Source organism: Pseudomonas sp. AO-1 (genome assembly GCF_019775695.1).
Classification (GTDB): domain Bacteria; phylum Pseudomonadota; class Gammaproteobacteria; order Pseudomonadales; family Pseudomonadaceae; genus Aquipseudomonas; species Aquipseudomonas parakoreensis.
In genome coordinates this window covers 5,060,052-5,084,363 of record NZ_CP079947.1, presented here as the reverse complement: position 1 = coordinate 5,084,363, position 24,312 = coordinate 5,060,052, and the positions used below count along the sequence as shown (strand labels likewise).

26 protein-coding genes, 1 tRNA gene and 1 pseudogene are annotated in these 24,312 nt (G+C 60.0%); 18 read left to right on the top strand and 10 right to left on the bottom strand.

The window, feature by feature from the left end; genetic code table 11:
* Window positions 1-91: 91 nt before the first annotated feature.
* Complete coding sequence (gene bglX / locus KVQ82_RS23115; RefSeq protein ID WP_222016079.1) at window positions 92-2,383, bottom strand: beta-glucosidase BglX; 2,292 nt, start codon at window positions 2,381-2,383, stop codon at window positions 92-94.
* 258 nt (window positions 2,384-2,641) lie between these two features.
* On the opposite strand from bglX, the gene KVQ82_RS23110 reads away from it, so the two are divergent.
* The 4 genes from KVQ82_RS23110 (at window position 2,642) to KVQ82_RS23095 (ending at window position 6,126) form a co-directional block, all read left to right on the top strand.
* Window positions 2,642-3,250, top strand: a complete 609-nt coding sequence (locus tag KVQ82_RS23110) for a LemA family protein (protein ID WP_007963199.1) — start codon at window positions 2,642-2,644, stop codon at window positions 3,248-3,250.
* A gap of 13 nt (window positions 3,251-3,263) precedes the next feature.
* On the top strand, window positions 3,264-4,016 hold the full coding sequence (locus tag KVQ82_RS23105; RefSeq protein WP_041070468.1) for a YgcG family protein: 753 nt from the start codon (window positions 3,264-3,266) through the stop codon (window positions 4,014-4,016).
* 33 nt (window positions 4,017-4,049) lie between these two features.
* On the top strand, window positions 4,050-4,667 hold the full coding sequence (locus KVQ82_RS23100; protein ID WP_222016077.1) for a TPM domain-containing protein: 618 nt from the start codon (window positions 4,050-4,052) through the stop codon (window positions 4,665-4,667).
* A gap of 241 nt (window positions 4,668-4,908) precedes the next feature.
* Window positions 4,909-6,126, top strand: coding sequence for an SAM-dependent methyltransferase (locus KVQ82_RS23095; RefSeq protein ID WP_222016075.1), 1,218 nt, complete (start codon window positions 4,909-4,911; stop codon window positions 6,124-6,126).
* 138 nt (window positions 6,127-6,264) lie between these two features.
* Here the strand turns inward: KVQ82_RS23095 and KVQ82_RS23090 are convergent, their stop codons facing one another.
* Window positions 6,265-7,155 (bottom strand): DMT family transporter, encoded by an 891-nt coding sequence (locus KVQ82_RS23090; protein ID WP_222016073.1) that lies wholly within the window; start codon window positions 7,153-7,155, stop codon window positions 6,265-6,267.
* Between the two features lie 292 nt (window positions 7,156-7,447).
* On the opposite strand from KVQ82_RS23090, the gene KVQ82_RS23085 reads away from it, so the two are divergent.
* From KVQ82_RS23085 to KVQ82_RS23075, 3 genes are all read left to right on the top strand, one after another.
* On the top strand, window positions 7,448-8,029 hold the full coding sequence (locus KVQ82_RS23085) for a DJ-1/PfpI family protein (protein ID WP_047292206.1): 582 nt from the start codon (window positions 7,448-7,450) through the stop codon (window positions 8,027-8,029).
* Window positions 8,030-8,042: 13 nt separating this feature from the next.
* Window positions 8,043-8,354, top strand: a complete 312-nt coding sequence (locus tag KVQ82_RS23080; RefSeq protein ID WP_047292209.1) for a ribbon-helix-helix domain-containing protein — start codon at window positions 8,043-8,045, stop codon at window positions 8,352-8,354.
* Between the two features lie 186 nt (window positions 8,355-8,540).
* Window positions 8,541-8,885, top strand: coding sequence for a YegP family protein (locus tag KVQ82_RS23075; RefSeq protein WP_041070456.1), 345 nt, complete (start codon window positions 8,541-8,543; stop codon window positions 8,883-8,885).
* A gap of 136 nt (window positions 8,886-9,021) precedes the next feature.
* On the opposite strand, the gene KVQ82_RS23070 is transcribed toward KVQ82_RS23075, so the two are convergent.
* The gene (locus tag KVQ82_RS23070) at window positions 9,022-9,906 is read right to left on the bottom strand and encodes a dihydrodipicolinate synthase family protein (RefSeq protein ID WP_222019438.1); all 885 of its coding nucleotides are present in this window, start codon (window positions 9,904-9,906) and stop codon (window positions 9,022-9,024) included.
* A gap of 22 nt (window positions 9,907-9,928) precedes the next feature.
* Window positions 9,929-10,710: pseudogene (locus KVQ82_RS23065) on the bottom strand (aldolase).
* A 106-nt stretch (window positions 10,711-10,816) separates the two neighbouring features.
* On the opposite strand from KVQ82_RS23065, the gene KVQ82_RS23060 reads away from it, so the two are divergent.
* Window positions 10,817-11,359: a helix-turn-helix domain-containing protein gene (locus KVQ82_RS23060; RefSeq protein ID WP_003222480.1), complete on the top strand. Its 543-nt coding sequence runs from the start codon at window positions 10,817-10,819 to the stop codon at window positions 11,357-11,359.
* 88 nt (window positions 11,360-11,447) lie between these two features.
* Here the strand turns inward: KVQ82_RS23060 and KVQ82_RS23055 are convergent, their stop codons facing one another.
* Window positions 11,448-12,467: a DUF4917 family protein gene (locus tag KVQ82_RS23055; RefSeq protein ID WP_222016071.1), complete on the bottom strand. Its 1,020-nt coding sequence runs from the start codon at window positions 12,465-12,467 to the stop codon at window positions 11,448-11,450.
* 153 nt (window positions 12,468-12,620) lie between these two features.
* Here KVQ82_RS23055 and yiaY point away from each other — a divergent pair, with 153 nt between their 5' ends.
* Complete coding sequence (gene yiaY, locus KVQ82_RS23050) at window positions 12,621-13,769, top strand: L-threonine dehydrogenase (RefSeq protein ID WP_145593373.1); 1,149 nt, start codon at window positions 12,621-12,623, stop codon at window positions 13,767-13,769.
* 144 nt (window positions 13,770-13,913) lie between these two features.
* Here yiaY and KVQ82_RS23045 read toward each other — a convergent pair whose 3' ends face one another.
* Complete coding sequence (locus tag KVQ82_RS23045) at window positions 13,914-14,402, bottom strand: DMT family transporter (RefSeq protein WP_222016069.1); 489 nt, start codon at window positions 14,400-14,402, stop codon at window positions 13,914-13,916.
* Window positions 14,403-14,479: 77 nt separating this feature from the next.
* Between KVQ82_RS23045 and KVQ82_RS23040 the strand changes: the two genes are divergently transcribed.
* The 8 genes from KVQ82_RS23040 (at window position 14,480) to KVQ82_RS23005 (ending at window position 20,306) form a co-directional block, all read left to right on the top strand.
* Entirely contained in the window at window positions 14,480-15,391 is a 912-nt protein-coding gene (locus KVQ82_RS23040; RefSeq protein ID WP_222016067.1) for a LysR family transcriptional regulator, read from the top strand.
* Between the two features lie 22 nt (window positions 15,392-15,413).
* Complete coding sequence (locus tag KVQ82_RS23035; protein WP_222016065.1) at window positions 15,414-16,148, top strand: hypothetical protein; 735 nt, start codon at window positions 15,414-15,416, stop codon at window positions 16,146-16,148.
* 37 nt (window positions 16,149-16,185) lie between these two features.
* Entirely contained in the window at window positions 16,186-16,902 is a 717-nt protein-coding gene (locus KVQ82_RS23030; protein ID WP_222016063.1) for a hypothetical protein, read from the top strand.
* 5 nt (window positions 16,903-16,907) lie between these two features.
* A complete protein-coding gene (fos, locus tag KVQ82_RS23025) occupies window positions 16,908-17,324 on the top strand; it encodes a fosfomycin resistance glutathione transferase (RefSeq protein WP_041070434.1) in 417 nt (138 codons plus the stop codon).
* Window positions 17,325-17,384: 60 nt separating this feature from the next.
* Window positions 17,385-18,023 carry a LysE family translocator gene (locus KVQ82_RS23020; protein WP_041070432.1) on the top strand — a complete coding sequence of 213 codons (639 nt, stop codon included), beginning with the start codon at window positions 17,385-17,387 and terminating at the stop codon, window positions 18,021-18,023.
* Window positions 18,024-18,100: 77 nt separating this feature from the next.
* On the top strand, window positions 18,101-19,450 hold the full coding sequence (locus KVQ82_RS23015) for a bifunctional diguanylate cyclase/phosphodiesterase (RefSeq protein WP_222016061.1): 1,350 nt from the start codon (window positions 18,101-18,103) through the stop codon (window positions 19,448-19,450).
* 118 nt (window positions 19,451-19,568) lie between these two features.
* Complete coding sequence (locus KVQ82_RS23010) at window positions 19,569-19,727, top strand: KGG domain-containing protein (RefSeq protein WP_080963245.1); 159 nt, start codon at window positions 19,569-19,571, stop codon at window positions 19,725-19,727.
* A 75-nt stretch (window positions 19,728-19,802) separates the two neighbouring features.
* Entirely contained in the window at window positions 19,803-20,306 is a 504-nt protein-coding gene (locus tag KVQ82_RS23005; RefSeq protein WP_222016058.1) for a DUF4142 domain-containing protein, read from the top strand.
* Between the two features lie 117 nt (window positions 20,307-20,423).
* Here the strand turns inward: KVQ82_RS23005 and KVQ82_RS23000 are convergent, their stop codons facing one another.
* Window positions 20,424-20,834, bottom strand: coding sequence for a low affinity iron permease family protein (locus KVQ82_RS23000; protein ID WP_222016056.1), 411 nt, complete (start codon window positions 20,832-20,834; stop codon window positions 20,424-20,426).
* Window positions 20,835-21,021: 187 nt separating this feature from the next.
* Here KVQ82_RS23000 and tam point away from each other — a divergent pair, with 187 nt between their 5' ends.
* Window positions 21,022-21,792: a trans-aconitate 2-methyltransferase gene (gene tam / locus KVQ82_RS22995; protein ID WP_222016053.1), complete on the top strand. Its 771-nt coding sequence runs from the start codon at window positions 21,022-21,024 to the stop codon at window positions 21,790-21,792.
* 128 nt (window positions 21,793-21,920) lie between these two features.
* On the opposite strand, the gene KVQ82_RS22990 is transcribed toward tam, so the two are convergent.
* The 3 genes from KVQ82_RS22990 to KVQ82_RS22980 form a co-directional block, all read right to left on the bottom strand.
* Complete coding sequence (locus KVQ82_RS22990; RefSeq protein WP_222016051.1) at window positions 21,921-22,649, bottom strand: bifunctional 2-polyprenyl-6-hydroxyphenol methylase/3-demethylubiquinol 3-O-methyltransferase UbiG; 729 nt, start codon at window positions 22,647-22,649, stop codon at window positions 21,921-21,923.
* Between the two features lie 459 nt (window positions 22,650-23,108).
* Window positions 23,109-23,182 (bottom strand) — tRNA-Gly (locus KVQ82_RS22985).
* Between the two features lie 159 nt (window positions 23,183-23,341).
* Window positions 23,342-24,226, bottom strand: a complete 885-nt coding sequence (locus tag KVQ82_RS22980; protein WP_198758606.1) for an alpha/beta fold hydrolase — start codon at window positions 24,224-24,226, stop codon at window positions 23,342-23,344.
* Window positions 24,227-24,312: the final 86 nt, after the last annotated feature.

The following is a 24,312-nucleotide window of genomic DNA, read 5'->3' as shown; positions in this document are numbered from 1 at the left end:
TCAAAAGATCGCAGCCTGCGGCAGCTCCTACAGGGTGCACACCCTCCCAATGTAGGAGCTGCCGAAGGCTGCGATCTTTTGCTTTTAACGGTTACAGCAACTCAAAGCTCTGCTGCGTCACATCCTGCGAATCCAGGCCGATCTGCACGTTGAACTTGCCAGGCTCGGCCGCGTACTTGAGCTGGGCGTTGTAGAACTTCAGGTCATCCTCGGTGATGGTGAAGTGCACGACTTTCTGTTCGCCGGCCTTGAGCATGACTTTCTGGAAGTTCTTCAGTTCTTTCACCGGACGAATCATCGAGCCGGTGACGTCCTGAATGTACAGCTGCACCACGGTTTCGCCGTCACGTTTGCCGGTGTTTTTCAGGGTGACACTGGCGTCGAGCTTGCCGGTGGCGTTCAGCGTGGTTGACGACAGCGCCATGTCGCTCAGGGCGAATTGGGTGTAGCTCAAGCCGTAACCGAACGGGAACAGCGGGCCCGTGGTGTCATCGAAATACTGCGAGGTGTAGTTGCCCGGTTTGCCCGGCGTGAACGGCCGGCCAATGCTCAGGTGGTTGTAGTAGGTCGGGATCTGGCCCACGGAGCGCGGGAAGGTCACCGGCAGTTTGCCCGACGGGTTGTAGTCGCCAAACAGCACGTCGGCGATGGCGTTGCCGCCCTCGGTGCCGCTGAACCAGGTTTCCAGAATTGCATCAGCCGACTGGTTCTCTTCGAGGATGGTCAGCGGCCGGCCGTTCATCAGCACCAGTACCAGCGGTTTGCCGGTGGCTTTCAGGGCACGGATCAACTCGCGCTGGTTTTCCGGGATGTTCAGGTCGGTGCGGCTGGAGGACTCGTGGGACATGCCACGGGATTCGCCAACGGCGGCGACGATCACGTCGGCGTCCTTGGCCGCTTTCACCGCCTCGTCGATCAGCACGTTGGCCGGGCGCGGGTCATCGACCACTTCCGGAGCATCGAAGTTGAGGAAATTCAGGTAATCCAGCACTTTTTTGTCGCTGGTGATGTTGGCGCCACGGGCGTAGATCAGGTTGGCCTTGTCGCCCATCACCGAGCGCATGCCGTCGAACAGCGTGACCGACTGCGCCGGTTTACCCGCAGCGGCCCAACTGCCCATCATGTCGATAGGTGCCTTGGCCAATGGACCGACCAGCATGACTTTCGCGTCTTTCTTCAGCGGCAGGGTGTCGTTCTGGTTCTTCAACAGCACCAGGCTGCGACGTGCCACGTCACGGGCTTCCGCGCGGTGCAGACGGCTTTCGGCGTAAGTGTCGGCCGGGTCATCCTCGGCCTTGCCGATACGCAGGTACGGGTCCTTGAACAGGCCCATGTCGTATTTGGCGGCGAGCACTTCGCGCACCGCGTTGTCGATGTCTTTCTGTTCGATCTCGCCGGACTTGAGCAGCCCCGGCAGCTCTTTGCCGTACAGGGTGTCGTTCATGCTCATGTCGATGCCGGCCTTGATCGCCAGCTTCGCCGCTTCACGACCGTCGGCGGCCACGCCGTGCTTGATCAGTTCGAAGATCGCTCCGTGGTCGCTGACGGCCAGGCCCTTGAAGCCCCAGTCCTTGCGCAGCAGGTCGTTCATCAGCCAGGTGTTGGCGGTGGCCGGAATGCCGTTGATCGAGTTCAACGCCACCATCACCCCGCCGGCACCGGCGTCGATCGCCGCGCGGTACGGTGGCAGGTAGTCCTGGTACATCTTCACGGGGCTCATGTCGACGGTGTTGTAGTCGCGACCACCCTCGACCGCGCCATACAGGGCAAAGTGCTTGACGCTGGCCATGATGCTGTCGGCGGCGCTCGGGGTATCGCCCTGATAGGCCTTGACCATCACTTTGGCGATGCGCGAAGTCAGATAGGTGTCTTCACCAAAGCCCTCGGAGCTGCGGCCCCAGCGCGGGTCACGGGAGATGTCGACCATTGGCGCGAAGGTGATGTCGAGGCTGTCGGCCGCGGCTTCCTTGGCGGCAACGCGCCCGGACTGGCCGATGGCGTCCATGTCCCAGCTCGACGCCAGGGCCAGCGGAATCGGGAAAATCGTACGATGACCGTGGATCACGTCGTACGCAAAAAACATCGGAATCTTCAGGCGACTGCGCATCGCCGCGTCCTGCATCGGACGGTTTTCCGGGCGGGTGATCGAGTTGAACGTACCGCCGATGTTGCCGGCGGCGATCTCTTTGCGGATCAACTCGCGGGGCATTTCCGGGCCGATGCTGATCAGGCGCAACTGGCCGATCTTTTCATCGAGGGTCATTTGCTTCATCAGATTGCTGATGAACGCGTCCTTGTTTTCCAGGGGTACCGGGGTCGTGGCGGCCAATACTTGATGACTGGCCAGGCTGACGAACAGGCCCAGCAAACACAGCTTCTTCATGAATATTTTTCTCGAGGGCCCAAACGGCAATGCAATGCCGGCCAGCCAAAAGTTAGGGAGCGACTATTGTTGTTCGGGTGCAGGCTCAAAATGACCGAGCCAAAAACGCCCGCCGACCGTCGGCAGCGTTTGCGCAGGGCCTCTTTTTAGCCCATCGGCCCGTTGCAATCCAGTGGCGCGGCCGATTATGCCCCAACCGCCGATGCAGAAGGTTTCACGGTCGGTTTTTTATGAAATACGCCAGGGAGCATCACTTTGATGAATGTCAGTCCAACCTACCGCTCGCGTCTGCAGGTCGCCACGTTGCTGGTGCTCGCCACCTTGTTGACCGCGTGCGGCATCAACAATATCCCGACCCTCGACGAACAGGCGAAAGCCGCCTGGGGCCAGGTCCAGAACCAGTACCAGCGCCGTGCCGACCTGATCCCCAACCTGGTGGAAACCGTCAGAGGCTACGCCAAGCATGAGGAAGCGACCCTGACTGCCGTGGTCGAGGCGCGGGCCAAGGCGACGTCGATCCAAGTCGATGCCAGCACCCTCGACAACCCGGAAAAACTCAAGCAGTTCCAGCAGGCACAGGATCAGTTGAGCGGTGCCCTGAGCCGGCTGATGGTGGTGTCCGAGCGTTATCCCGACCTGAAAGCCAACCAGAACTTCCTCGCCTTGCAGTCGCAGCTCGAAGGTACGGAAAACCGGATTGCCGTGGCGCGGCGCGATTTCATTCTGGCGGTGCAGAAATACAACACCGAGATCCGCACGTTTCCCGGGCGCCTCTGGCATAGCGTGATGTACAGCGATCTGCCAATTCGCGAAACCTTCGAAGCCACCACCCCCGGCGCGGAAAAGGCCCCGGAAGTGAAGTTCTGACCCGAGGTTATTCATGCGTGTGTTGAAGATAGGCCTGGTGCTGATGCTGTGGCTGTTCGCCGTCAGCGCCCGGGCCGAGTTGACGTTCCCGGCGCTGAGCGGGCGAGTGGTGGACGAGGCGCAGATGCTCGAGCCCTCGGTGCGCGCCCAGTTGAGCCAGCAGTTGCAGGCGCATGAGCAGGCGACCGGCGAGCAACTGGTGGTGGTCACGGTGCCCGATCTGCAGGGCACCACCATCGAAGACTACGGCGTACAACTGGGCCGGCACTGGGGCATCGGCCAGAAGGACAAGAACAACGGCGCGCTGCTGATCGTCGCCCGGGACGAGCGCAAGCTGCGCATCGAAGTCGGTTACGGGCTGGAAGATCGGCTGACCGATGCACAGAGTTCGGTGATCATTCATCAAGTGATCACCCCGGCGTTCAAGGCCGGCAATTTCAGCAAGGGCATCAGCGATGGCGTCGCGGCGATGCTGGTGGTGCTCGGCGGCAATCCGCTGGACGAACCATCGACGGTGTACGAGTCGAGCGGTGACCCGCAAAACGATTTTGTCTCGCGTCATCCGCTGTTGTTCGTTTTTCTGGTGGTGTTGTTCATCCTGACCGTGTTTGTCTGCCAGATGCTCGGTATCCTTCCCGCCGGCCGTGGCGGCTCCGGAGGCGGGGGCGGTTTCGGCGGTGGTGGATTTGGCGGTGGCGGTGGAGGCGGGGGCTTCAGCGGCGGCGGGGGCAGTTTTGGCGGCGGCGGATCGTCCGGCGGCTGGTGAACACACAACAATAATGATCAGGCACTTTTCGACATGGCATTACTGACCGAACACGAACAACGCAAAGTCGCCGAGGCGATCGCCCGGGTCGAGCGCGACACCGACGCCGAACTGGTAACGGTGCTGGCGGCGCGCGCCGATGACTACGCATACATCCCGTTGCTGTGGGCCAGCCTGCTGGCGTTGCTGGTGCCGGGCATCGTTCACTACCTGAGCGGCTGGATGACGATGCGCAGCCTGTTGCTGGTGCAATGGGGGCTGTTTATCGTCCTGTGCCTGCTGTTTCGTCTGCCGAAAGTCACCACCCACCTGATCCCGCGCCGTGTGCGGCACTGGCGCGCGTCGAATCTTGCGCGGCGCCAGTTTCTCGAACAGAACCTGCACCACACCGTCGGCAGTACCGGGATGCTGATCTTTGTCTGCGAGGCCGAGCGCTACGTGGAAATTCTGGTGGACGAGGGGATTTCCCGGCGGCTGGACAACAACAGCTGGGACGCGATTGTCGCCGCGTTCACCGAGCAGGTGCGGCAGGGACGCACGCTTGAGGGGTTCATCACCTGCATCGAGGCCTGCGGTGAGTTGCTCAAGGTGCATGTGCCGGTGACGCAGGTGAGGAATGAATTGCCCAATCGTTTGATTGTGCTGGGTTGAGTCAGTCAGGTGGCGAGGGGATTTATCCCCGATCGGCTGCGCAGCAGTCGCAAAAACTGTGCATCTGATTTGACTGGCCGTACATAAAGGGCAGCGTCGCGCCTTGTCGGGGATAAATCCCCTCGCCACAAGGTTGGGTGTCATGGATTTTGCCGTTGGGTAAATAAGAGCGTGTCCCCAAGCACCGTCCACCCTAAAATACCCGCCATTCCCGATTTCGCCCGTCCGAGGCCGCTTTTCCATGTCCGTTACCGCTCCCTCCCTCAAGCCCACACCAGATCACCACGCCCAGTTCATCGAGCTGCTGCAAACCAGCCTCGAACAGAACGGCTTCATCAAGCTGGTGCTGGCCAAGTACGTGGGCGAAGAGGTGGATCTGCAGCGGATCATCATCAAAGCGGTGACGGTCAAGGCGCAGCCCAACCTGTCCTTCGTTTATCGCTACAAGACCCGCGACATCACCAAGAACCTGCCGCTGAGCGAAGGCGTGGCGGTGATTGCCGAGCTGTTGCCGGCGGCGTTCAAGAATGCGCATTTGCTGACTGTGACCGACGAAGCCCAGCTCGAATACAGCAAAAAGGGCAAGCCTTCGCTGTTCAAGAGCAAACCTCAGCAATTGCGTGAAGCACCGTCCGCCGAGCACAACCGTGAGAAAAACCGTTTTCTGGACTTGAGCCGACCGTTCCTCAAGGACCTGGGTGTGACCAACGCGCAGCATGAGCTGATCCCGGCGATGTCGCGCAAGTGGAAGCAGATCAACAAGTTCATCGAAGTCTTCAGCCACGCGCTGACCTCGTCACCGCTGGCGCTGGACAAACCGGTGCGGGTCGCGGATTTCGGTTCGGGCAAGGGCTACCTGACGTTCGCGATTCACGATTACCTGCGCAACACACTCAAGGCCGAGGGTGAAGTCACCGGCGTCGAGCTGCGCGAGGAGATGGTCAACCTGTGCAACGCCGCCGCAGCGAAACTGGAACACCCGGGCCTGGTGTTCAAGTGCGGTGACGTGCGCAGCGTGGCGCCGAGCGAACTGGACGTGATGATTGCCTTGCATGCGTGTGACATCGCCACCGACTACGCGATCCACACCGGTATCCGCTCCGGCACGTCGATCATCATGTGTTCGCCATGCTGCCACAAACAGATCCGCCTGCAGATCCAGAGCCCGGCACTGCTCAAGCCGATGCTGCAATACGGTCTGCACCTGGGCCAACAGGCGGAAATGGTCACCGACAGCCTGCGTGCGCTGTTCCTCGAAGCCTGTGGTTACGAGACCAAGGTGTTCGAGTTCATCTCGCTGGAACATACCAACAAGAACAAGATGATTCTCGCGGTGAAGCGCGCCGAGCCGGTGGACCCGGCCCAGCTGCTGGTGAAGATTCAGGAACTCAAGGACTTCTACAACATCAGCGAGCACTGTCTGGAAACCCTGCTGCGCGCCGACGGCTTCCTCGCCTGACACCCGATACTGATCCGACACGAAACCCTGTAGGAGCTGCGGCACGCTGCGATCTTTTGATCTTAAAGGCAACATCAAAAGATCGCAGCGTGCCGCAGCTCCTACAGGGGCATGCGCTCGTCATTCGAGGGGCGGTGGTCATGCAGTGGCCGGTTGGGCAGGACGCACAGCGGTCTTGCGCCCGAGCATCACGGTCGCGATGACCCCGCAGGCAAACACCCAGGTAATCGATTCCACATGTTCCCCAAAGAACAACGCCGAAAACGCGATGGTGAAAAAGATCTGCAGCAACTGGATCTGACTGACTCGCGCAATCCCGCCCATCGCCAGCCCGGCGTACCAGGCGAAAAAGCCGAGAAACTGCGAGAACAGCGCCACGTAGCCGAACGCCCACCAGGTCTTGGCTGACACCGCGCCATGATGCTGCAGCGCCAGGTACAACACCGGGCCGATCAGCAGCGGCGTCGACAGCACCAGCGCCCAGCAGATCACCTGCCAGCCGCCCATTTCCTTGGCCAACCGGCCACCCTCGGCATAGCCCAGACCACCCACGGCAATCGCGCCGAGCATCAGCAAGTCGCCGGCCTGAATGCTGCCGGCCCCGGTGTACAACGCGTAACCGAGCACCAGCGCACTGCCCAGTGCGGCGCAGGCCCAGAAGGCTTTCGACGGGCGTTCATGGGACAGCCACGCCGCATACAGCGCGACACACAGCGGCTGCAAACCGTTGACCAGCGCGCCGTGGGACGCCGGCAAGGTCTGCATGGCCCACGCCGACAGCACCGGGAAGCCGAGAATCACCCCGGCGATCACCAGGCTCAGGCCTTTGATCTGCTGCCAGCTCGGCCACTTCTCGCGTCGCCATAACAAGAGGGCTGCCGCCGGAATCGCCGCGAACAGCGCACGGCCCAAGCCATTGAGCAGCGGATGCAGTTCCTGCACCACGATCCGGGTGAAGGGCAGAGTCAGGCTGAAAATCACAACCCCGAGCAGGCCGAGGGCCATGCCGGTGTTTTCGCGCGAGGACATGTGAGTGACCAGAATTGAAGGTGACAGGGAAGTGACTTCATCTAGCCATAAACCGTGGAGTCCGGGCTGTTACAGCTAGGCACAGAGTTATCCATACAGTTCGCGGTAACCCCTGTAGGAGCTGCCGAAGGCTGCGATCTTTTGATCCTCGCTTTTAACAGCAAGATCAAAAGATCGCAGCCTTCGGCAGCTCCTACAGGGGACAGGTCGTAGTAGCCGGTTGTTACCCGCCCCAACGGATAAGGTCTACCTTGAAGACTCCTGCAAGCCCATTCCCAGAGGAGTCCTCCCCATGGCCGCGAAAAAAATCCTGATGCTGGTCGGCGATTACGTCGAAGACTACGAAGTGATGGTGCCGTTCCAGGCCCTGCAGATGGTCGGCCACACCGTGCACGCCGTGTGCCCGGACAAGGCCGCCGGCAAGACCGTACGCACCGCGATCCATGACTTCGAAGGCGACCAGACCTACAGCGAGAAACCCGGGCACCTGTTCGCCCTCAACTTCGACTTCGCCAAGGTCGCCGAGGCCGATTACGACGCGCTGCTGATCCCCGGCGGACGAGCGCCGGAATACCTGCGCCTGAACGATAAAGTCCTGGAACTGGTGCGTGCCTTCGACAAGGCCGGCAAGCCGATTGCCGCAGTCTGCCACGGCGCGCAACTGCTGGCGGCGGCGGGCGTTCTCGAAGGACGCGAGTGCAGCGCCTATCCGGCCTGCGCCCCGGAAGTACGGCTGGCCGGTGGCACGTTCATCGATATCCCGGTGACCGACGGCCACGTTCAAGGCAATCTGGCCACGGCACCGGCCTGGCCGGCGCATCCGAACTGGCTGGCCGGTTTCCTCGGCCTGCTCGGCACCCAGATCACCCTGTAACGAGGATTCGCCGATGTGCGAGCTCTACGTCAAGGCCGACCCGATTCTCTACGAATCCCGCTCGCGCTCACTGCGTATCTGCGGCGTGGTGACGACGTTGCGCCTGGAAAACCAGTTCTGGGACATCCTCAGCGAAATCGCCGAAGTCGATGGCATGACCACCAACCAGTTGATCGCCAAGCTGTATGAGGAGGTGATGGATTATCGCGGCGAGGTGGTGAATTTTGCTTCGTTCCTGCGGGTGAGTTGTACGCGCTATCTGAGTCAGCGGCGGGGGACGGAGCCGCAGTTGTCGGTGGTGCGAGCAGTGGTGAAACAGTCCTGACCGAGTTGACCCCATCGCGGGCAAGCCCGCTCCCACAGGTTTCTCTGGTGCTCACAAATTTTGTGATCGCTGACGAACTCTGTGAGAGCGGGCTTGCCCGCGATGGGGCCGGTACAGGCGACAGAAATCTTGGGCTGGTCTTTACTCATTGGCGCAAAACCTTTCAACCGCCAAGGAGAATCGAGCATGTCCGGATGGTACGAAGTGAGCAAAAGCAGCAACGGCCAGTTCAGGTTTGTGCTGAAGGCCGCCAACGCCGAAACCATTCTCACCAGCGAGCTCTACACCACTCGTGCGGCAGCCGACAGCGGTATTGCTTCGGTGCAGACCAACAGCCCGCTGGATGAACGCTACGAGAAAAAGACCACCAAGGATGGTCATCCTTACTTCAACCTCAAAGCCGCCAACCACCAGATCATCGGCAGCAGCGAGTCCTACTCCAACGACGCCGCGTGCGCCAAAGGCATCGCCAGCGTCAAGGCCAACGGGCCGAGCAAAGTGATCAAGGACAAGACCCTGCCGGTGCTCTGAATTCCCTCTCAAATTTCACACAGCTCCTGTGGGAGCGGGCTTGCCCGCGATGAGGGCCTATCATTCAGCATTGATGTTGACTGATACACCGCTATCGCTGGCAAGCCAGCTCCCACAGGTAATTGTGTGTGTGAGATCAACGCAGGGTCTTGAGGATTGCTTTTAGCTGAGCTTGCCCAGCTTCGCTCAACGGAAACACCGGCAAGCGCGGATCACCAACCTCCAGCCCCGTCTCCCGCAGTCCGGCCTTGACCGTCGCTGGCAAACCGCCCTTGAGGATGAAATCCAGCAGCGGCAACTGGCGATAGAACAGCTCGCGTGCGCGTTCCAGATCACCGGCCAGCGCAGCCGCATACAGATCCAGATTCAGCTGCGGGATCAGGTTCGGCGCGGCGGTGCACCAGCCTTTGGCCCCGGCGGCAAACGCCTCCAGCGCCAATGGGTTGCAGCCGTTGTAGAACGGCACCTGGCCTTCACCGAGCAATTGCAGCTTGTGCATGCGCTGAATGTCGCCAGTGCTCTCCTTGACCATGGTCACGTTTTCCACGCCATTGACGATGCGCAGAATCAGCTCGACCGACATGTCGGTGCCGCTGGTGGCCGGGTTGTTGTAGAGCATGATCGGCACGCCGATGCTGTCGCCGATGGCGTGGTAATGGGCGAGGATTTCCGCTTCTGTGAGCTTCCAGTAGGAGGCGGGCAACACCATTACCACATCGGCGCCGTGGGCTTCGGCGAAGCGCGCGCGGCGCACGGCTTTGGCGGTGGTCAGGTCGGACACGCTGACGATGGTCGGCACCCGTTTGGCGACGTGCTGGATGCTGAACTCGGCGACTTGATCCCATTCGGCGTCGCTCAGATAGGCGCCTTCGCCGGTGCTGCCCAGCGGGGCGATGGCGTGAACGCCGCTGTCGATCAGGCGATCGATGGATTGGCCGAGGGCCGGCAGATCGAGGCCTTCGCCGTTGGCGTTGAACGGGGTGATGGTGTAACCGATGATGCCGTGAATATTGGACATGATGAGTCTCCGGAAAAAGCTGAAATCAGTTCAGGCAATCGGCGTGTTGGCGCAGGTTCTGCCGGGCGTAGTAGTTGAAAGCGGCGGCGTGGCGTTTGGGTTTCGACACCCAGTCATGGGCTTCGCGCCCCAGCGCCGGAATGATCGGTTTGATCGTACCGGCGGCCATTGCCAGCAGTTGAAGTCTGGCGGCGCGCTCGATCAGTTGGGCGATGACACAGGCCTCTTCGATCGTGCCGCCGGTCGACAGCTGGCCGTGGTGCGACAGCAGAATGGCGCGCTTGTCACCCAGCGCGCCGGCGATCAGTTCGCCTTCTTCGTTGCCCACCGGCACGCCCGGCCAGCCCTCGAGAAACGCACAGTCGTCGTACAGCGGGCACAGGTCCATGTGGGAAATCTGCAGCGGCACTTCCAGCATCGACAATGCAGCAATGTGGGTCGGGTGGGTGTGGATGATGCATTTCACGTCCGGCCGGGCGCGGTAGACCCAGCTGTGGAAACGATTGGCCGGGTTGGCCATGCCGTGGCCTTCGAGCACTTCCAGGTCTTCGTTGACCAGCAGCAGATTGCTCGCGGTGATTTCATCGAAACCCAGGCCAGTTGTTGAGTGTAATAGGTCCCCGGTTGCGGGCCGCGAGCGGTGATCTGTCCGGCCAGACCGGAGTCATGACCGCTCTCGAACAGGATCCGGCAGGTCAGCGCCAGCTTTTGCCGGTCAGTCCACGTATTATCCGCCAGGCTTTTTTGCATTTGGGTCAGCGCTTGCTTGACCAGTTGTTCTTTAGGTAGTGCTAATGTCTTGGCCATGTCTGTGTCCTTTGGGTGATTGCAAATGACACTAAAGAGCCTATATGACACAAAGTGTCATAAGCAAGCATCAATCGTCGTTTCCTTGATGGAATAACTGCTGCGCATGTCTATCCGTTTGAAATTGTTGAGAAAAAAACTTGGGGTAACGCTTGAGGCACTGGCCGAAAAATCCGGCATGACCAAGAGTTATCTGTCGAAAGTCGAGCGCGGGTTGAACACCCCGTCGATTGCGGCCGCGCTGAAACTGGCAAAGGCGCTGAACGTGAAGGTCGAGGAATTGTTCTCCGAAGACAACGTCAGCCTCGACAGTTACAGCCTGGTGCGCAGCCACGAACGCCAGTCACTGGCGGCCAACGATCAGAGCCCGGGGTATGCGGTGCTGGCGCATCAGGTGAGCGAACGCAACCTGCTGCCATTCATCATCTACCCGCCGAGCGAATTCACCGACAAGACCTTCAAGGAGCACTTGGGCGAAGAATTTCTGTTCGTCCACGAAGGGCAGGTGGAAGTGGATTTCATGAACGAACGGGTGCTGCTGGAGCGTGGTGATGCGCTGCACTTCAACGCGCAGAAGCCGCACCGGATCAGGTCGGTGGGCGAGGTGCAGGCGCAGTTGCTGGTGGTGGTGCACAGCAGCGAAGAATGAACCTTAAAATCAAAAGATCGCAGCCTGCGGCAGCTCCTACGCCGATCTGTGTAGGAGCTGCCGCAGGCTGCGATCTTTTGATCTTGCTTTAAACCTCGACCGGCACCGAAAGCTTCGGATCCCCCAACGCATGCGTCTTCGCATCAAAAAAACGCAACTCGATCCCGGTGCCCTCGAACACCTTCGCGTAATGGCGCTTCTGATGCTGAATGAACGCCGCACTGCGCGGATAGATCGAGATCGCCACGCTTGCCGGTTTCGCCAGGCGCAGCGCCCTCACGATATGCGCATCCTGCTCGCCCAAGGCATGACCGAAGATGCACAGGTTATCCGCGTGCCCCAATAACTGTTCATAACAGAACGACAGATAATCCGAACTGCGGATGGTCTTGAGCTTGTCCGCGCTCGGCCCTTCGGTGACGAACAGCGGCACGTCGTCGAGCGTCTTGATCGTGTTGTTGATCGCAAAACTGCCGAGCAGGGTGCCCTCGGTCGAGGTCAGTTTGCGCGCGGTGCCGTCCTGATTGCGCACCAGATGCAGACCGCCGTGCAGGTACAGCAGACGCGGTTTGGGGCTGGCGCTTGCGCTCAGATCGAAACGGGCGTCGGGGCCGTTGAACAGGTCGTCGATGGCCTCGCTGCGGTGCTGGATCGCCCAGTGGTTGAGCAGGTCGTAGTTGGTGGTGAATACCGTGCGGTAGCGCGCCAGTTCCTCATTGAGCGTGACCAGGGTCGAGGCCTGTACCAGCCGCCACGGAATGTGTACGGCGTGCACGGTATTGATCAGTGCTTCCTTGATCGCGTAATAGCGATTGCGCGGTGCCGCCGAGCTGACGGCCAGCGCCTTGTTGACCCGACTGGTGGTTTTCAGTGCACCGAGCACCTGCTCGAAGCTGCGCGTCTGCATCGCATCGAACACGCTCAGCTCCGACGGGCTCAGCGGTTTCTCTTCCACCGTGCGCGCGTTTTCGAACAGCGAGTCGTAGCCGAAGTCGTCCCACACCGCGCGGCTGGCGCCATTGCCCACCAGCAGACCACTGAAGTCAGTGGTGGTACGCAGGACGCTCCAGTCTTCGAGGGTGGCGTCGACATCCAGATAATCGGTCATTGCGTGGGCAGTCTCAAAACAAAGGGCGGATGGACGGCGACTTTATCACGAGCGGGCGTTGAGCCAGATCAACATCGGCCGTGACCGATCAGTCGATCCTGTGCACATCCGCCGGATCGGAGCATTCGATTCGGCCCCAGTCAGGAGACGCGCATGAGCAGCACCTTTTTCATTCCAGCCGTAAACATCATGGGCAATGGATGCCTCGATGAGGCCATGGTTGCGATCCGCAACTATGGGTTTCGCAAGGCGCTGATCGTCACCGACGCGGGGCTGGCCAAGGCTGGCGTGGCGACCATGGTCGCCGAGAAGCTGGCGATGCAGGACATCGACTCGGTGATCTTCGATGGCGCCAAACCGAACCCGAGCATCGCCAACGTCGAATCCGGGCTGGCGCTGCTCAAGGACAGTCGTTGCGATTTTGTGGTGTCGCTGGGCGGCGGCTCGCCCCATGACTGCGCCAAGGGCATCGCCCTGTGTGCGACCAACGGCGGGCAGATCCGCGACTACGAAGGCGTCGATCAATCGAGCAAGCCGCAGTTGCCGCTGATCGCCATCAACACCACCGCCGGCACCGCCAGCGAGATGACCCGTTTCTGCATCATCACCGACGAATCGCGTCACGTGAAAATGGCCATTGTCGATCGCAACGTGACGCCGTTGCTGTCAGTCAACGACCCGGCGCTGATGGTCGCCATGCCGAAAAGCCTGACTGCCGCCACCGGCATGGACGCGCTGACCCACGCCGTCGAAGCTTACGTTTCGACGGCGGCCAACCCGATCACCGATGCCTGCGCGCTGAAGGCCATGACCCTGATCAGCAACAACCTGCGCCTGGCCGTGCGGGACGGCAGCGACCTCGCGGCGCGGGAGAACATGGCTTACGCGCAGTTCCTCGCCGGGATGGCGTTCAACAACGCATCGCTCGGCTACGTGCATGCGATGGCCCACCAGTTGGGCGGTTTCTACGATCTGCCTCATGGCGTGTGCAACGCCGTGCTGCTGCCGCATGTGCAGACGTTCAACGCACTGGTCTGTGCCGAGCGCCTGACTGACGTCGCCCACGCCATGGGCGCGGACATTCGTGGTTTCAGCGCGGAGGAGGGCGCTCAGGCGGCGATCAATGCGATCCGCTGTTTGGCCAAGGATGTCGATATTCCCGGCGGCCTGCGCGAACTCGGCGCCAAGCTCAGCGACATCCCGGTGCTTGCCACCAACGCACTGAAAGACGCGTGCGGCCTGACCAACCCACGGGCGGCGGATCAGCGGCAGATCGAGGAGATTTTCCGTAACGCGTTTTGAGAGGCGCCGTCCTGATATGTTCAGCAGAGCTCACTGGCCCCTTCGCGAGCAGGCTCGCTCCCACAGTTGAAATGCGATCACTGTGAGAGCGAGCCTGCTCGCCAAGACTGACTCGTCAACACCACAAAACCATGAGCTCTCAGATCAGCCAACCGCTGCCACATTCCGCTCAAACACCCCACCAAACTGAATCAACACCACCCCGCCAATCAGCAGCAACGCGCCCAACACCCGCGACGCCGTCAGCTGTTTCTCCACCAGCCCAAACAACCCGAAGTGATCCAGCAGCATCGACGCAATCACCTGGCCGGCCAACGCCAGCGCAACAAACCCCGACGCGCCGAGCTTCGGCAGCAACATCACCGCCAGCGCCACAAAGCACACGCCGAACGCACCGCCAGCCCACATCCACAACGGTGCCTTGCTGATAAACCCCAACGACGGCAGCGGCAGGCGCAGCGCCAGAATCACCGGCAACAACACCAACACACTCACCAGCAACGAGGCCAGGGTTGCCCACAGCGGATGGCCGAGGCTCCGCGCCAGATTGCTGTTGATCGCACTTTGAAACGGCACCACCGCCCCGGCAAACGCGGCCAGCAGCAACAGGCCGGCCCACTGCAACGTACTCATGATCACACTCCAACAGGTTTTGCTGGACTCTAGAGTATTCGTCGCGCAGATTTAAATTCCGTTTTGTCATCCAGAACATGCACAAGATGAATGATCTGCGCCGTATCGATCTCAACCTGCTGGTGATCCTCGATGCCTTGCTCAGCGAGCAACACGTCACCCGCGCCGCCGAGCGGCTACACCTGAGTCAACCGGCCGTCAGCCATGCGCTGGCGCGTCTGCGCGACGTGCTGGGCGATCCGCTGCTGGTGCGCGCCGGTTCGACGCTGGTGCCCACGGCGCGGGCGCTGGAACTGGTCGCGCCACTGGCCGAAGCGCTGGCCCAGGTGCAATCACTGCTGGCGCCGAACACGTTCGATCCGGCCACTGCGCGGCGGACCTTTCGCGTGGCGATGTCCGACTACGGCGCGGCCATCATCCTGCCTGGACTGATCCGCACCTTGCGCCGCGAGGCACCGGGCATCGACCTGCAGATCAGCCATGCCAGCCGCGAAGGCATGCTGGAGGGGGTGCTCAACGGTGACATCGATGTGGCCGCCGGAGTGTTCCCGGAAATGCCCAACGAATTGCGCAGCACGTTGCTGTTTGAAGAGCGCTACGTCTGCCTGCTGGATCGCTGCAGCTTGCCGGCCGACGGCGTACTGGATTTGCCAACCTATCTGTCGCGCCCGCACGTCTTGCTGGAAATGCGCGGCAGCGGCACCCCGGAAATCGAACGGGCCCTGACCGCATTGCGCGAACGCCGCCGCGTCGCCATCAGCCTGCCGCACTGGAACGTCGCGCCACAGTTGATCAGCGGTACGGATCTGATTCTCACCGTGTCGTCGCGCAGCGTGCGCGAGATTGATCAGCAGGAGCTGATTGTGCTGCCGCCACCGTTCGAGATTGCGCCGTTCACGTTTGTGCTGGCGTGGCACAAGCGCCGTGGTGGGGATCAGGCGTTGAACTGGTTGAATCGCCGGATTGAGGAGGGGATAGTGCGCAGCTGAAAACGTTATCAAGGAGTGGGGTGTGACAGTGAAGTCTGGATGGATCGGCTGGGTGGCCCTGAGTGGGTGGTTGATGGCGGGGCAGGTGTTGGCTGATTGCGTGCCAACACCGATGGCAGGAGATCTGGATCTTTCTGTCTGCAAGGAGTGGCCTGCATATCCAGGATTAACCATCAACGCCACTGCACAGTTTAAGCGCGGATCCCCATCTGATGACCCAGAAGCGCTGAGTACCTACGATTTCGACTTGTCCGTTCTGGACACCGCTCAATCGAAGCCCATTGCGACTTATAACAAAGCGGCTGCATTTGTATTGGATGGCGTCAGTTTGCGAGAAATAACGCTCGATACGGCTCGCTACACACTGACTACCGATCTTCGTGCCTTTGGCGTACGTGCGTTATCCACTAACGGATCCCGGATCAATCCGATGGAAGAAAACCTGCTTTCGCTCTACGTGAAAGAGGGCGAAAAATTGCGCCCGGTATTGGATAAATTAGTGGTTTATCGGTATGGCGGCGAGTGGGATGGTGACTGCGAAGGCGAGCGATATGAGATTTCAAGAACAGTAGAAATCGCTAAAACGAGCTCTCACGGCTATGCAGATCTGATTGTCAAAACCTTGGAGAAAGACACAACAAGTGTGGGGACGGGAGACGCATGTAAAACTGAAACCACTGACAACAAACCCGTTTTGACAACATTGCACTACGACGGAAAATCCTACGTTTTGCCAAACGGTTTCCAAGGCCTGTAACCCGCCAGCCATACACAACAGCTATCAAGGAAGAACCATGCTCAACCCCACCAGACTCCTGCTCGCCCTCGGTTTGCTGGCCATCACCACCCAGGCCCACGCCGCCTGCACCACCCAGAGTTTCGACGGCAAATCCATGTCGCGTTGCAACGTATGGCCGGCGTATCCGAGTCAGGCGATTTCGGTCAAATCCACCTACCTCGCCGACTCCGGTGGCGACGATGCCGGGGCGTTCGATCTGGAGCTGGCGCTCCTCAATGCGAGCAACGCCAAACCCATCGCCACTTACCATAAACCGGGCGCGTACAACTCCGATGCCGTGCGTCTGGAGGATGTACGCATCGATACGGCGCGTTACCGTTTGACCCCGGACGTCCGGGCTTTTGGGCTGCGGGCGAAATTCGCGCACAGTTCCCACGCCATCCCCTACGAAAAAACCGATCTGGCGCTGTATGTGCGTGAGGGGGACGAACTGCGTCCGGTGCTCGAAGGGCTGGTGGTGTACAAGAACCATGGTGAATTCACCAGCAAGTGTGAGGGCTATAACCGAAAAATCCGCCGCACCGTCGAGATCGGGCCTGCGATTCACCATGGTTTTGCCGATCTGATCGTCACCACCAGTGGCAGCAAAATGAAAAACACCCAATCTGGCAATCAGTGCGTATCGAAAACCACCGAGTTGAAGAAAAAGCAGGTCACCCTGACGTACGATGGCCAGCAGTACGCCGTCCCCGAAGACCTCAGAGGTTACTGATCCCGATGCTCACTGGCCTCAATCACCTGACCCTTGCCGTCAGCGACTTGCCGCGCAGTCTGGCGTTCTACCGTGACGTGCTGAATCTGCGTGTAGAAGCCACGTGGGACGCCGGCGCCTATCTGTCGCTGCCGGGGCTGTGGTTGTGCCTGGCGCTGGATGCGCAGCGCCGCGGCGAGCCGTCCGTCGACTACACGCATTACGCGTTCAGCCTGGCTGAGGCGAATTTTTCGTTGTTCGTGCAAACGCTAAAAGCGGCGAACGTGCGAGAGTGGCGTGACAACCGCAGCGAAGGTGCTTCGTTCTACTTCCTTGATCCTGATGGCCACAAGCTCGAAGCGCACGTCGGCAATTTGGCCTCGCGACTGGCAGCCTGTCGGTTGAAACCGTACTCGGGGATGCGTTTTTACGACGAGTCATGATCAGGCGTCGCAGGCTGATATAGACTGGCCATCATTTGTACTGGCGACAGCAGGTTTTTCATGACTCCATCGCTGCTAATGGCCGTTCTGGCCTCTGGTTTCATTTACGGCATCACACCCGGGCCGGGCGTTCTGGCGGTGTTCGGCATCGGCGCGGCACATGGCCGTCGGGCCGGGGCGGGGTTTCTTTGCGGGCATTTGCTTGGTGATGTGGTCTGGTGCAGTACCGCGCTGATCGCCATCGTCGGCGCCCGGGAAATCGGCAGCACGGCTTTTGACGTGCTCGGCGTACTCAGCGGCGTGTACCTGTTCTGGCTTGGCTGGCGCGCAGTGCGCGCCCAGCGGCGCAGCGATGATCAGCCGCAGGGCGCTGCGCGTCAGCCGTTCTGGCACGGAATCCTGTTTGGTTTGACCAATCCCAAGGCCTACCCGGTGGCGGTGGCGACGTTTACCGCGTTGCTGTCGAGTCGTGCCGAACTGCTCAACTGGTCGATGCTGCCGGCGCTGATCGCCCTGAGCTTCCTTGGCGGTTTGCTGGCCTACGCTATTCTGATCGGCGTGGTTGGCGCCCGCCGCGTACGCACGCTGTATCAGCGCCACGAGCTGATGATCACGCGTTTATGTGGCGTGATGTTCATCGGTTTTGCCATAAACGCACTGGTGCACGCACTACCGGGATTGCTGCCGAACGAGGCTTGAAATTGTGTGCAGGGATGCTTGATCAAGGGCAAGGATGGTTGAACAGTGCTGCATTGTCCGGACACCCACGCTGAACCATGGAAAGCCGAAACTCCGCGCCGTTGGCGAGTTATATGGACCTGTTGCTGGATGCCGTCTGTGCGGTGGACAGGCAGGGCCGTTTCGTTTTTGTCAGTGCCGCCTGCGAGCGCATTTTCGGTTATACGCCTGACGAGTTGATCGGCCGGCCGATGATCGAACTGGTGCATCCGGCCGACCGCCAGCGCACGTTGGAAGCGGCCAGTGACATCATGGGCGGTGAACCGAAACACAACTTTGAAAACCGCTACGTGCGCAAGGACGGGCGCATCGCGAACATACTGTGGTCGGCGCGCTGGTCGGAGGTCGATCAGCTGCGCATCGCCGTGGCCCGCGACATCACCGAGCGCAAGCAGGCGGAATCGCGTCAGGCTGCGCTGTATGCGATCTCCGAAGCGGCGCATGTCGCCGAAGACTTGCTGGCGCTGTTCAAACGTATTCACCTGATCATCGGCGAATGGCTGCCGGCGCTGAATTTTTCCGTAGCGCTGTACGACGAGCACTGTGCGCAGCTGAATTTCCCCTATCACGTTGATGATCACGAATTGCAGCCCGAGCAACCGGGCACCGTCACCTGGCGTTTGTGTGCGCAAGTCATCCGCAGCGGTCAGCCGATTCTGCTGACGCCCGACAGCCCCGACGCCTCATCCGATTTCGCGGCGCTGGTGGCGGGGCAGGATTCACCGTGCTGGCTCGGTGTGCCGCTGAATTCGAAAAACGGCACCATCGGTGCGTTGATCGTCAAAAGCCTGCCCGGCGGCGAACGTTACACCGAACAGGACAAGGAACTGCTGCAATACGTCTGCGCCCAGGTCGCCACCGCCATCGAGCGCCAGCAACTGTACGCGCGGCTCAAGCGCATGGCGCAGTACGATCAATTGACCCAGTTGCCCAATCGCGGATTACTCAAAGACCGTCTCAAGGCTGCACTGGCCGGCGCCCGGGACGCGTCGGGAAACATGGCGTTGCTGTACGTCGATCTGGATCGCTTCAAACAGGTCAACGACACCTTCGGCCACGCGGTCGGCGACATGCTGTTGCAAACTGTGGCGAGTCGGCTCAAGGGCTGCGTACGCGATACCGATACCGTGGCGCGCATTGGTGGCGACGAATTCGTGGTGCTGCTGCACAGTATCCACGCCGCTGAAGACGCCGACAGCGTGGCCGAAAAAATCCGCCAGGTGCTTGTGCAACCCATGCGGCTGGACGGTCACAACCTGCACATCGAGCCTAGCATTGGCGTGGCTCGTTATCCCGAACATGGCAGCGAGGAGCAGCAACTGTTCCGGCATGCCGACCAGGCGATGTACGCCGCCAAACGCCTCAATCATCGGCTGGTTGATATCTGAACCGGTGCGCGCCGTTCGTCGCGGCGCGGGCAACTTTTCTAAACCTTTGGCAGCCTGGCAATTCTCAATCTAGGCGGGCACCTGCTCGCCAACGATCAACACCAAGAGGAAGAGAATCATGCCTAATTCAAGAAACTCCAACTCGGGAAACTTCGCCAACGATCGAACGAAGGCCTCTGAAGCCGGTCGCAAAGGTGGGAAAACCACCACCACGACAGTCGACAAAGAGCCTGCGAAAGCCGAAATGGGCCGCAAGCCAGCTCAGAAGTCGAAGTAGTCGGCGAGGTTGTTTTGATTGAGAGGCGGGGGCGCAAGCCCCCGCTTGAATTTGCAGAGATAGGAGGGCGCGACCATGAGCCGGATGGCCACGCAGATACGTCATTTAAGTGTTGCCACCCTGTTGGGTTTGTTCGCTGGCACGGCATTCGCCCAGTCGCCTGCCGACTTCATCAACGATGCTTCTGCCAAAGGCATGGCCGACATCGAAGCCAGCCGTCTGGCGCACCAGAAATCCGAATCCAAAGAGGTCAAGGATTACACCATCGTGGTGATCAATGACCGCACCACGGCCAACCAGCATCTGGCGAAGATCGCCAAGAAACTCGATCTGCCGGTTGCACCCCGTGAAGAAATCGCCGACAAGGCCAAGAGCATGATCCCGCAGGTCAAGGACGGTGAAACCTTCGACCAGGCCTACGCCGCCAGCCAAGTGAAAGCGACCGAAGAGGCCATCCAGCAGATCCAGCAGGAAGCGCAGTCGACCGATGTGCCGGAAATCAAGGCGTTTGCCGACGAGACACTGCCAAAACTGCAACACCATCTGCAAATGGCCCGGGCGCTGCAAGCCAGCCGCTGAGTTCGGATTTAACCAATTTCTGTGGCGAGGGAGCTTGCTCCCGCCGGGCTGCGTAGCAGACCTCTTCAGGGCTACTGAAACTCTCTCGCCGCAAAATTTGACCTGCCAGCAACGGTTTCAGCAGTCATTCAAATCCTGCTTCGGCTTGCTCTTCTCCCCCAGCCCTTCAAGATCGAATACCTCGCTTTCCCCCAGGCTGCGGTAATGCCTGCGCAGCGCCTCCAGTTGTTTGAGATCCAGCGATTCCAACCCGAGCATCGCGTTCTGTGCTTCCTTGTTCACCCGCAGCAACTCATCAAGTTTCAGGTGCAGGATGTCGGTATCGCGGTTTTGCGTGTTCTGGATCAGGAACACCATCAGAAACGTGATGATCGTGGTCGAGGTGTTGATGATCAGTTGCCAGGTGTCATTGAAATCAAAAATCGGCCCACTCAACCCCCACAGAAAAATCAGGATCAACGCGCCCATGAACGTTTTCGGGCTGCCGGCCCAAAGGGCCAGGGTCTGGGAGATTTTGGCGAATTTCATTGCGGTGTTCCTTATTGGGAGAGCTTGAAATTCAGACATCCGGGATGCGATGAAAATTCTACTTACAACTGAAACCTGCCAATCATTGCGAGCAACCAGACACTCTTGGCAATAAGCCTCTCTGGAACTGCCCGCAGCGCTGCCTGTATGGTGACGAACCGCTGGAATGTCACGACAGGAGAACGCAATGAGTTGGTCCGCCAGACAATACGTCGCTTTTGAAGATGAACGCACCCGCCCGGCCCGTGATCTGCTGGCGGCGATTCCCACGGTTCAGGCGCGATCGGTGGTCGATATCGGTTGCGGCCCGGGTAACTCCACCGAGCTGCTGGTGCAGCGTTTTGCGCAGGCGCAGGTCGGTGGTCTGGACAGCTCGGCGGACATGATTGACGCGGCGCGCAAGCGCTTGCCTGACGTGCGGTTCGAAGTCGCGGAAATCGATAGCTGGGCGGATCAAGGGCCGTTCGATGTGATCTTCGCCAATGCCGTGCTGCAATGGGTGCCGGATCACGCGACGTTGCTGCCGGCGTTGGCGGGTAAGCTGTCGGACGGAGGCAGCCTGGCGATCCAGATGCCGGACAACCTCAACGAGCCTTCCCATCGGCTGATGCGCGAAGTCGCCGCCAATGGCCCATGGGCCGCCAAACTGGCTGGCGCCGCCGGGCAACGCACCGACATGGCGAGTGCCAGCGATTACTTATCGATGTTGCGTCCACACTGTTCGCGGGTGGATGTATGGCGCACCACCTATCACCATCAACTGCCGGGCGGGGCGGCGGGTGTGGTGGAGTGGTTCAAGGGCAGCGGCTTGATTCCGTTCTTGAACCCGCTGACTGAAGAGGAGCGGGCGCAATACCTGCAGCAGTATCTGGCGGCGGTGGCCAAGGCCTATCCGGCGTTGCCGGATGGCTCGGTGCTGTTGCCATTTCCGCGGTTGTTTATCGTCGCGACTCGCTGAAGCCAGCCTTCAGCCACCTGTAGTGAGGGGATTTATCCCCGATGGACCGCGCAGCAGACCCTTTAAGCGGGTGCTGCGCACCCATCGGGGATAAATCCCCTCGCCGCATATTGTTTGTTCAGATCAGATCAGCGCTGCACCGCCACCAGCATCATCATCGGCCGCTCCCGCTCTTCAGCCAGCGCCGGTTGCGCGGCCACCTCTGCATCGCTCGGCCCCCATTCGTTGACATGGCGGATGGCAAAACCTGCCGCGATCAACGCATTCAACAGCGTGCCCATCGTGCGGTGCTGCTTGATCACCCCGTCCGCCAGCCAGTGGGTCACCCGCTCGCCTTCCATCTGATAACTGTCCAGCGGCCAGCGCTTGTGGCCATCGCCGTCGACCAGCCAGCCAGGATTGCGTGGGGCCATGAAGATCGGATGTTCGATGGAAAACACAAAATGCGAACCCGGTTTCAACGCCGCGTACAGATGAGCGAACAGCCCGGACAGATCTTTGATGTAGTGCAGTGCCAGCGAACTGTAGGCCAGATCGAAACGGCAGAGCGGCAGGTCGAGATGCTCAAGGTCGGCGCGCTCATAGCGGATGTTCGCTGCCGTAGTGGTTTCGCGCGCGCGCTCGAGCATTTTTTCCGAGACATCCAGCCCCAGCACCTGAGCGGCGCCGTGCTCGCTGGCCCAGCGGCTGAACCAGCCATAGCCGCAGCCGAGGTCGACCACATTCAAGTCATGCATCGATGGCAGCAACGCTTTGAGCGCCGGCCACTCCGGCGCGGCATCGAGGCCGCCGATGGAGCGGTTCATCTGGCTGTAGCTGTGGAAAAATTCGGGGTCGTCGTAGATGTTTTGCGTCATGGGGGAAGTGCTCTTTTGAGTTCGGTCATCAGCGGCACAGTGGCCGCGCCATGGAGTCCCTCGAAAGTGAGAACGCGTATTCGTCGATGGCCGCGCAGGGGGAGGGTGGTGGGTGATGGGGAAATGCTAGCGGGTCGTGGGGACGGTGAGAACCGTCGGTGTATGCTTCTCGGGGATATGGTAGTCAATCTTGTCGACAGCAGCCTTGTAGAGGCGTCCAGAATTATCCTTCACGAGCAGATCGACATGCAGGTCTTTGCCAAGCTCTAGCTTAAGCGTTAGTAACAATCAAAGCGTAAAGAGGGCTGGTGCATCTGCAATAAACGGTGCGTTGCATAATGGTTCGGTGCCGACCAAGTAGCCGACCTCAAATCCCGGACACAAAAAAACCGGCCTTGTAGGCCGGTTTTTTCTGTTCCTGCATCCCCCGTCATAACCACGACGTGAGACCTGATTGAGTGGAGCGGGTAGAGGGAATCGAACCCTCAACTAAAGCTTGGGAAGCTTTCGTTTTGCCACTAAACTATACCCGCTCAGAGCGGCTGACTTTGTACCAGAGTCGGGCGCGAATTTGAAGTTTTTCTTTTCCTCGCAGCGCGTTACAGCATTGAAAACGGTCATTCGCGGGCGAATCCGCAGGGCCATCGATACTGGTTTTTCAGCCCCACAGACCCGCTCGCGACGACACTTTTTCAAATGGCCAGTGCATGGTGATCCTGAACGAACGCATAACGCGTTCGGCTCGTTTGCTGTGACGGTTTCAGGAAGCCAAGCAGGGCGTTCTGGCTATCGCGGCACGCAGCCTTGTGCTCCATGTCGAGGAAGTGCCCAGTAGCCTGCAGCGTGGTGAAGGTGCTGTGCGCCACGTGGTTGCCGAATATCCGGGCGTCTTCGGCGGCGGTGTATTCATCCCATTCGCCGTTGAGGAACAGCACCGGCACGTTGATCTTCTTCGCCGCATTCAAATAGCACTGACGGTCGCTGTGCAACACGTCGTTGATGTGAAAGTGCATCTGCCCGTATTCGTGCTCGGCCAGGCTGCTGACGTGGCGATAGTTGAAGCGCTTGAACAGTGACGGCAGGTGTTTGCCAATCGTGTTGTTGACCAGGTGCCCGACCCGATCGCCATCGCGCTGGCCAAGGTAGTCGACACCGCGCTCCAGGTAATCAAGCATGTGTGCGTTGATCACTGGCGAGAACGAGCTGATCACAGCTTTTTCAATGCGCCGGGGCTGGTGGGCCAAGGCGACCAGGGTCGCCGCGCCGCCCCAGGAAAACGACAGCACATGTTCTGCGCTGAAGTGATCGATCAGCTCCAGCAGGAGCTGCCCTTCGACTTCCTTGGTCAGATGTTTCTCGTGACGGTTGTGAATTTTCGACCTGCCCGCGTAGGGCTGGTCATAGCAAACCACGTTGAATTGCGGGTGCAGATTTTTCACGGTTTGAGCAAACGACGCAGTCGTGGCCATCGAGCCGTTGACCAGGATGATGGTCTTTTCTGCGGCGTCTGCGCGATAGAACTCCGTGTAAACCCGATACTGACCCTGTATATCCAGCACAGCGATTTCTGGCCTCATGTCATAAGACTCCTGGCAAGCAAGCGGGTATGCGCGCAAATAGAGATTGCACGAGCTTTGTGACAGGTAGGCATACGCCTGGAATT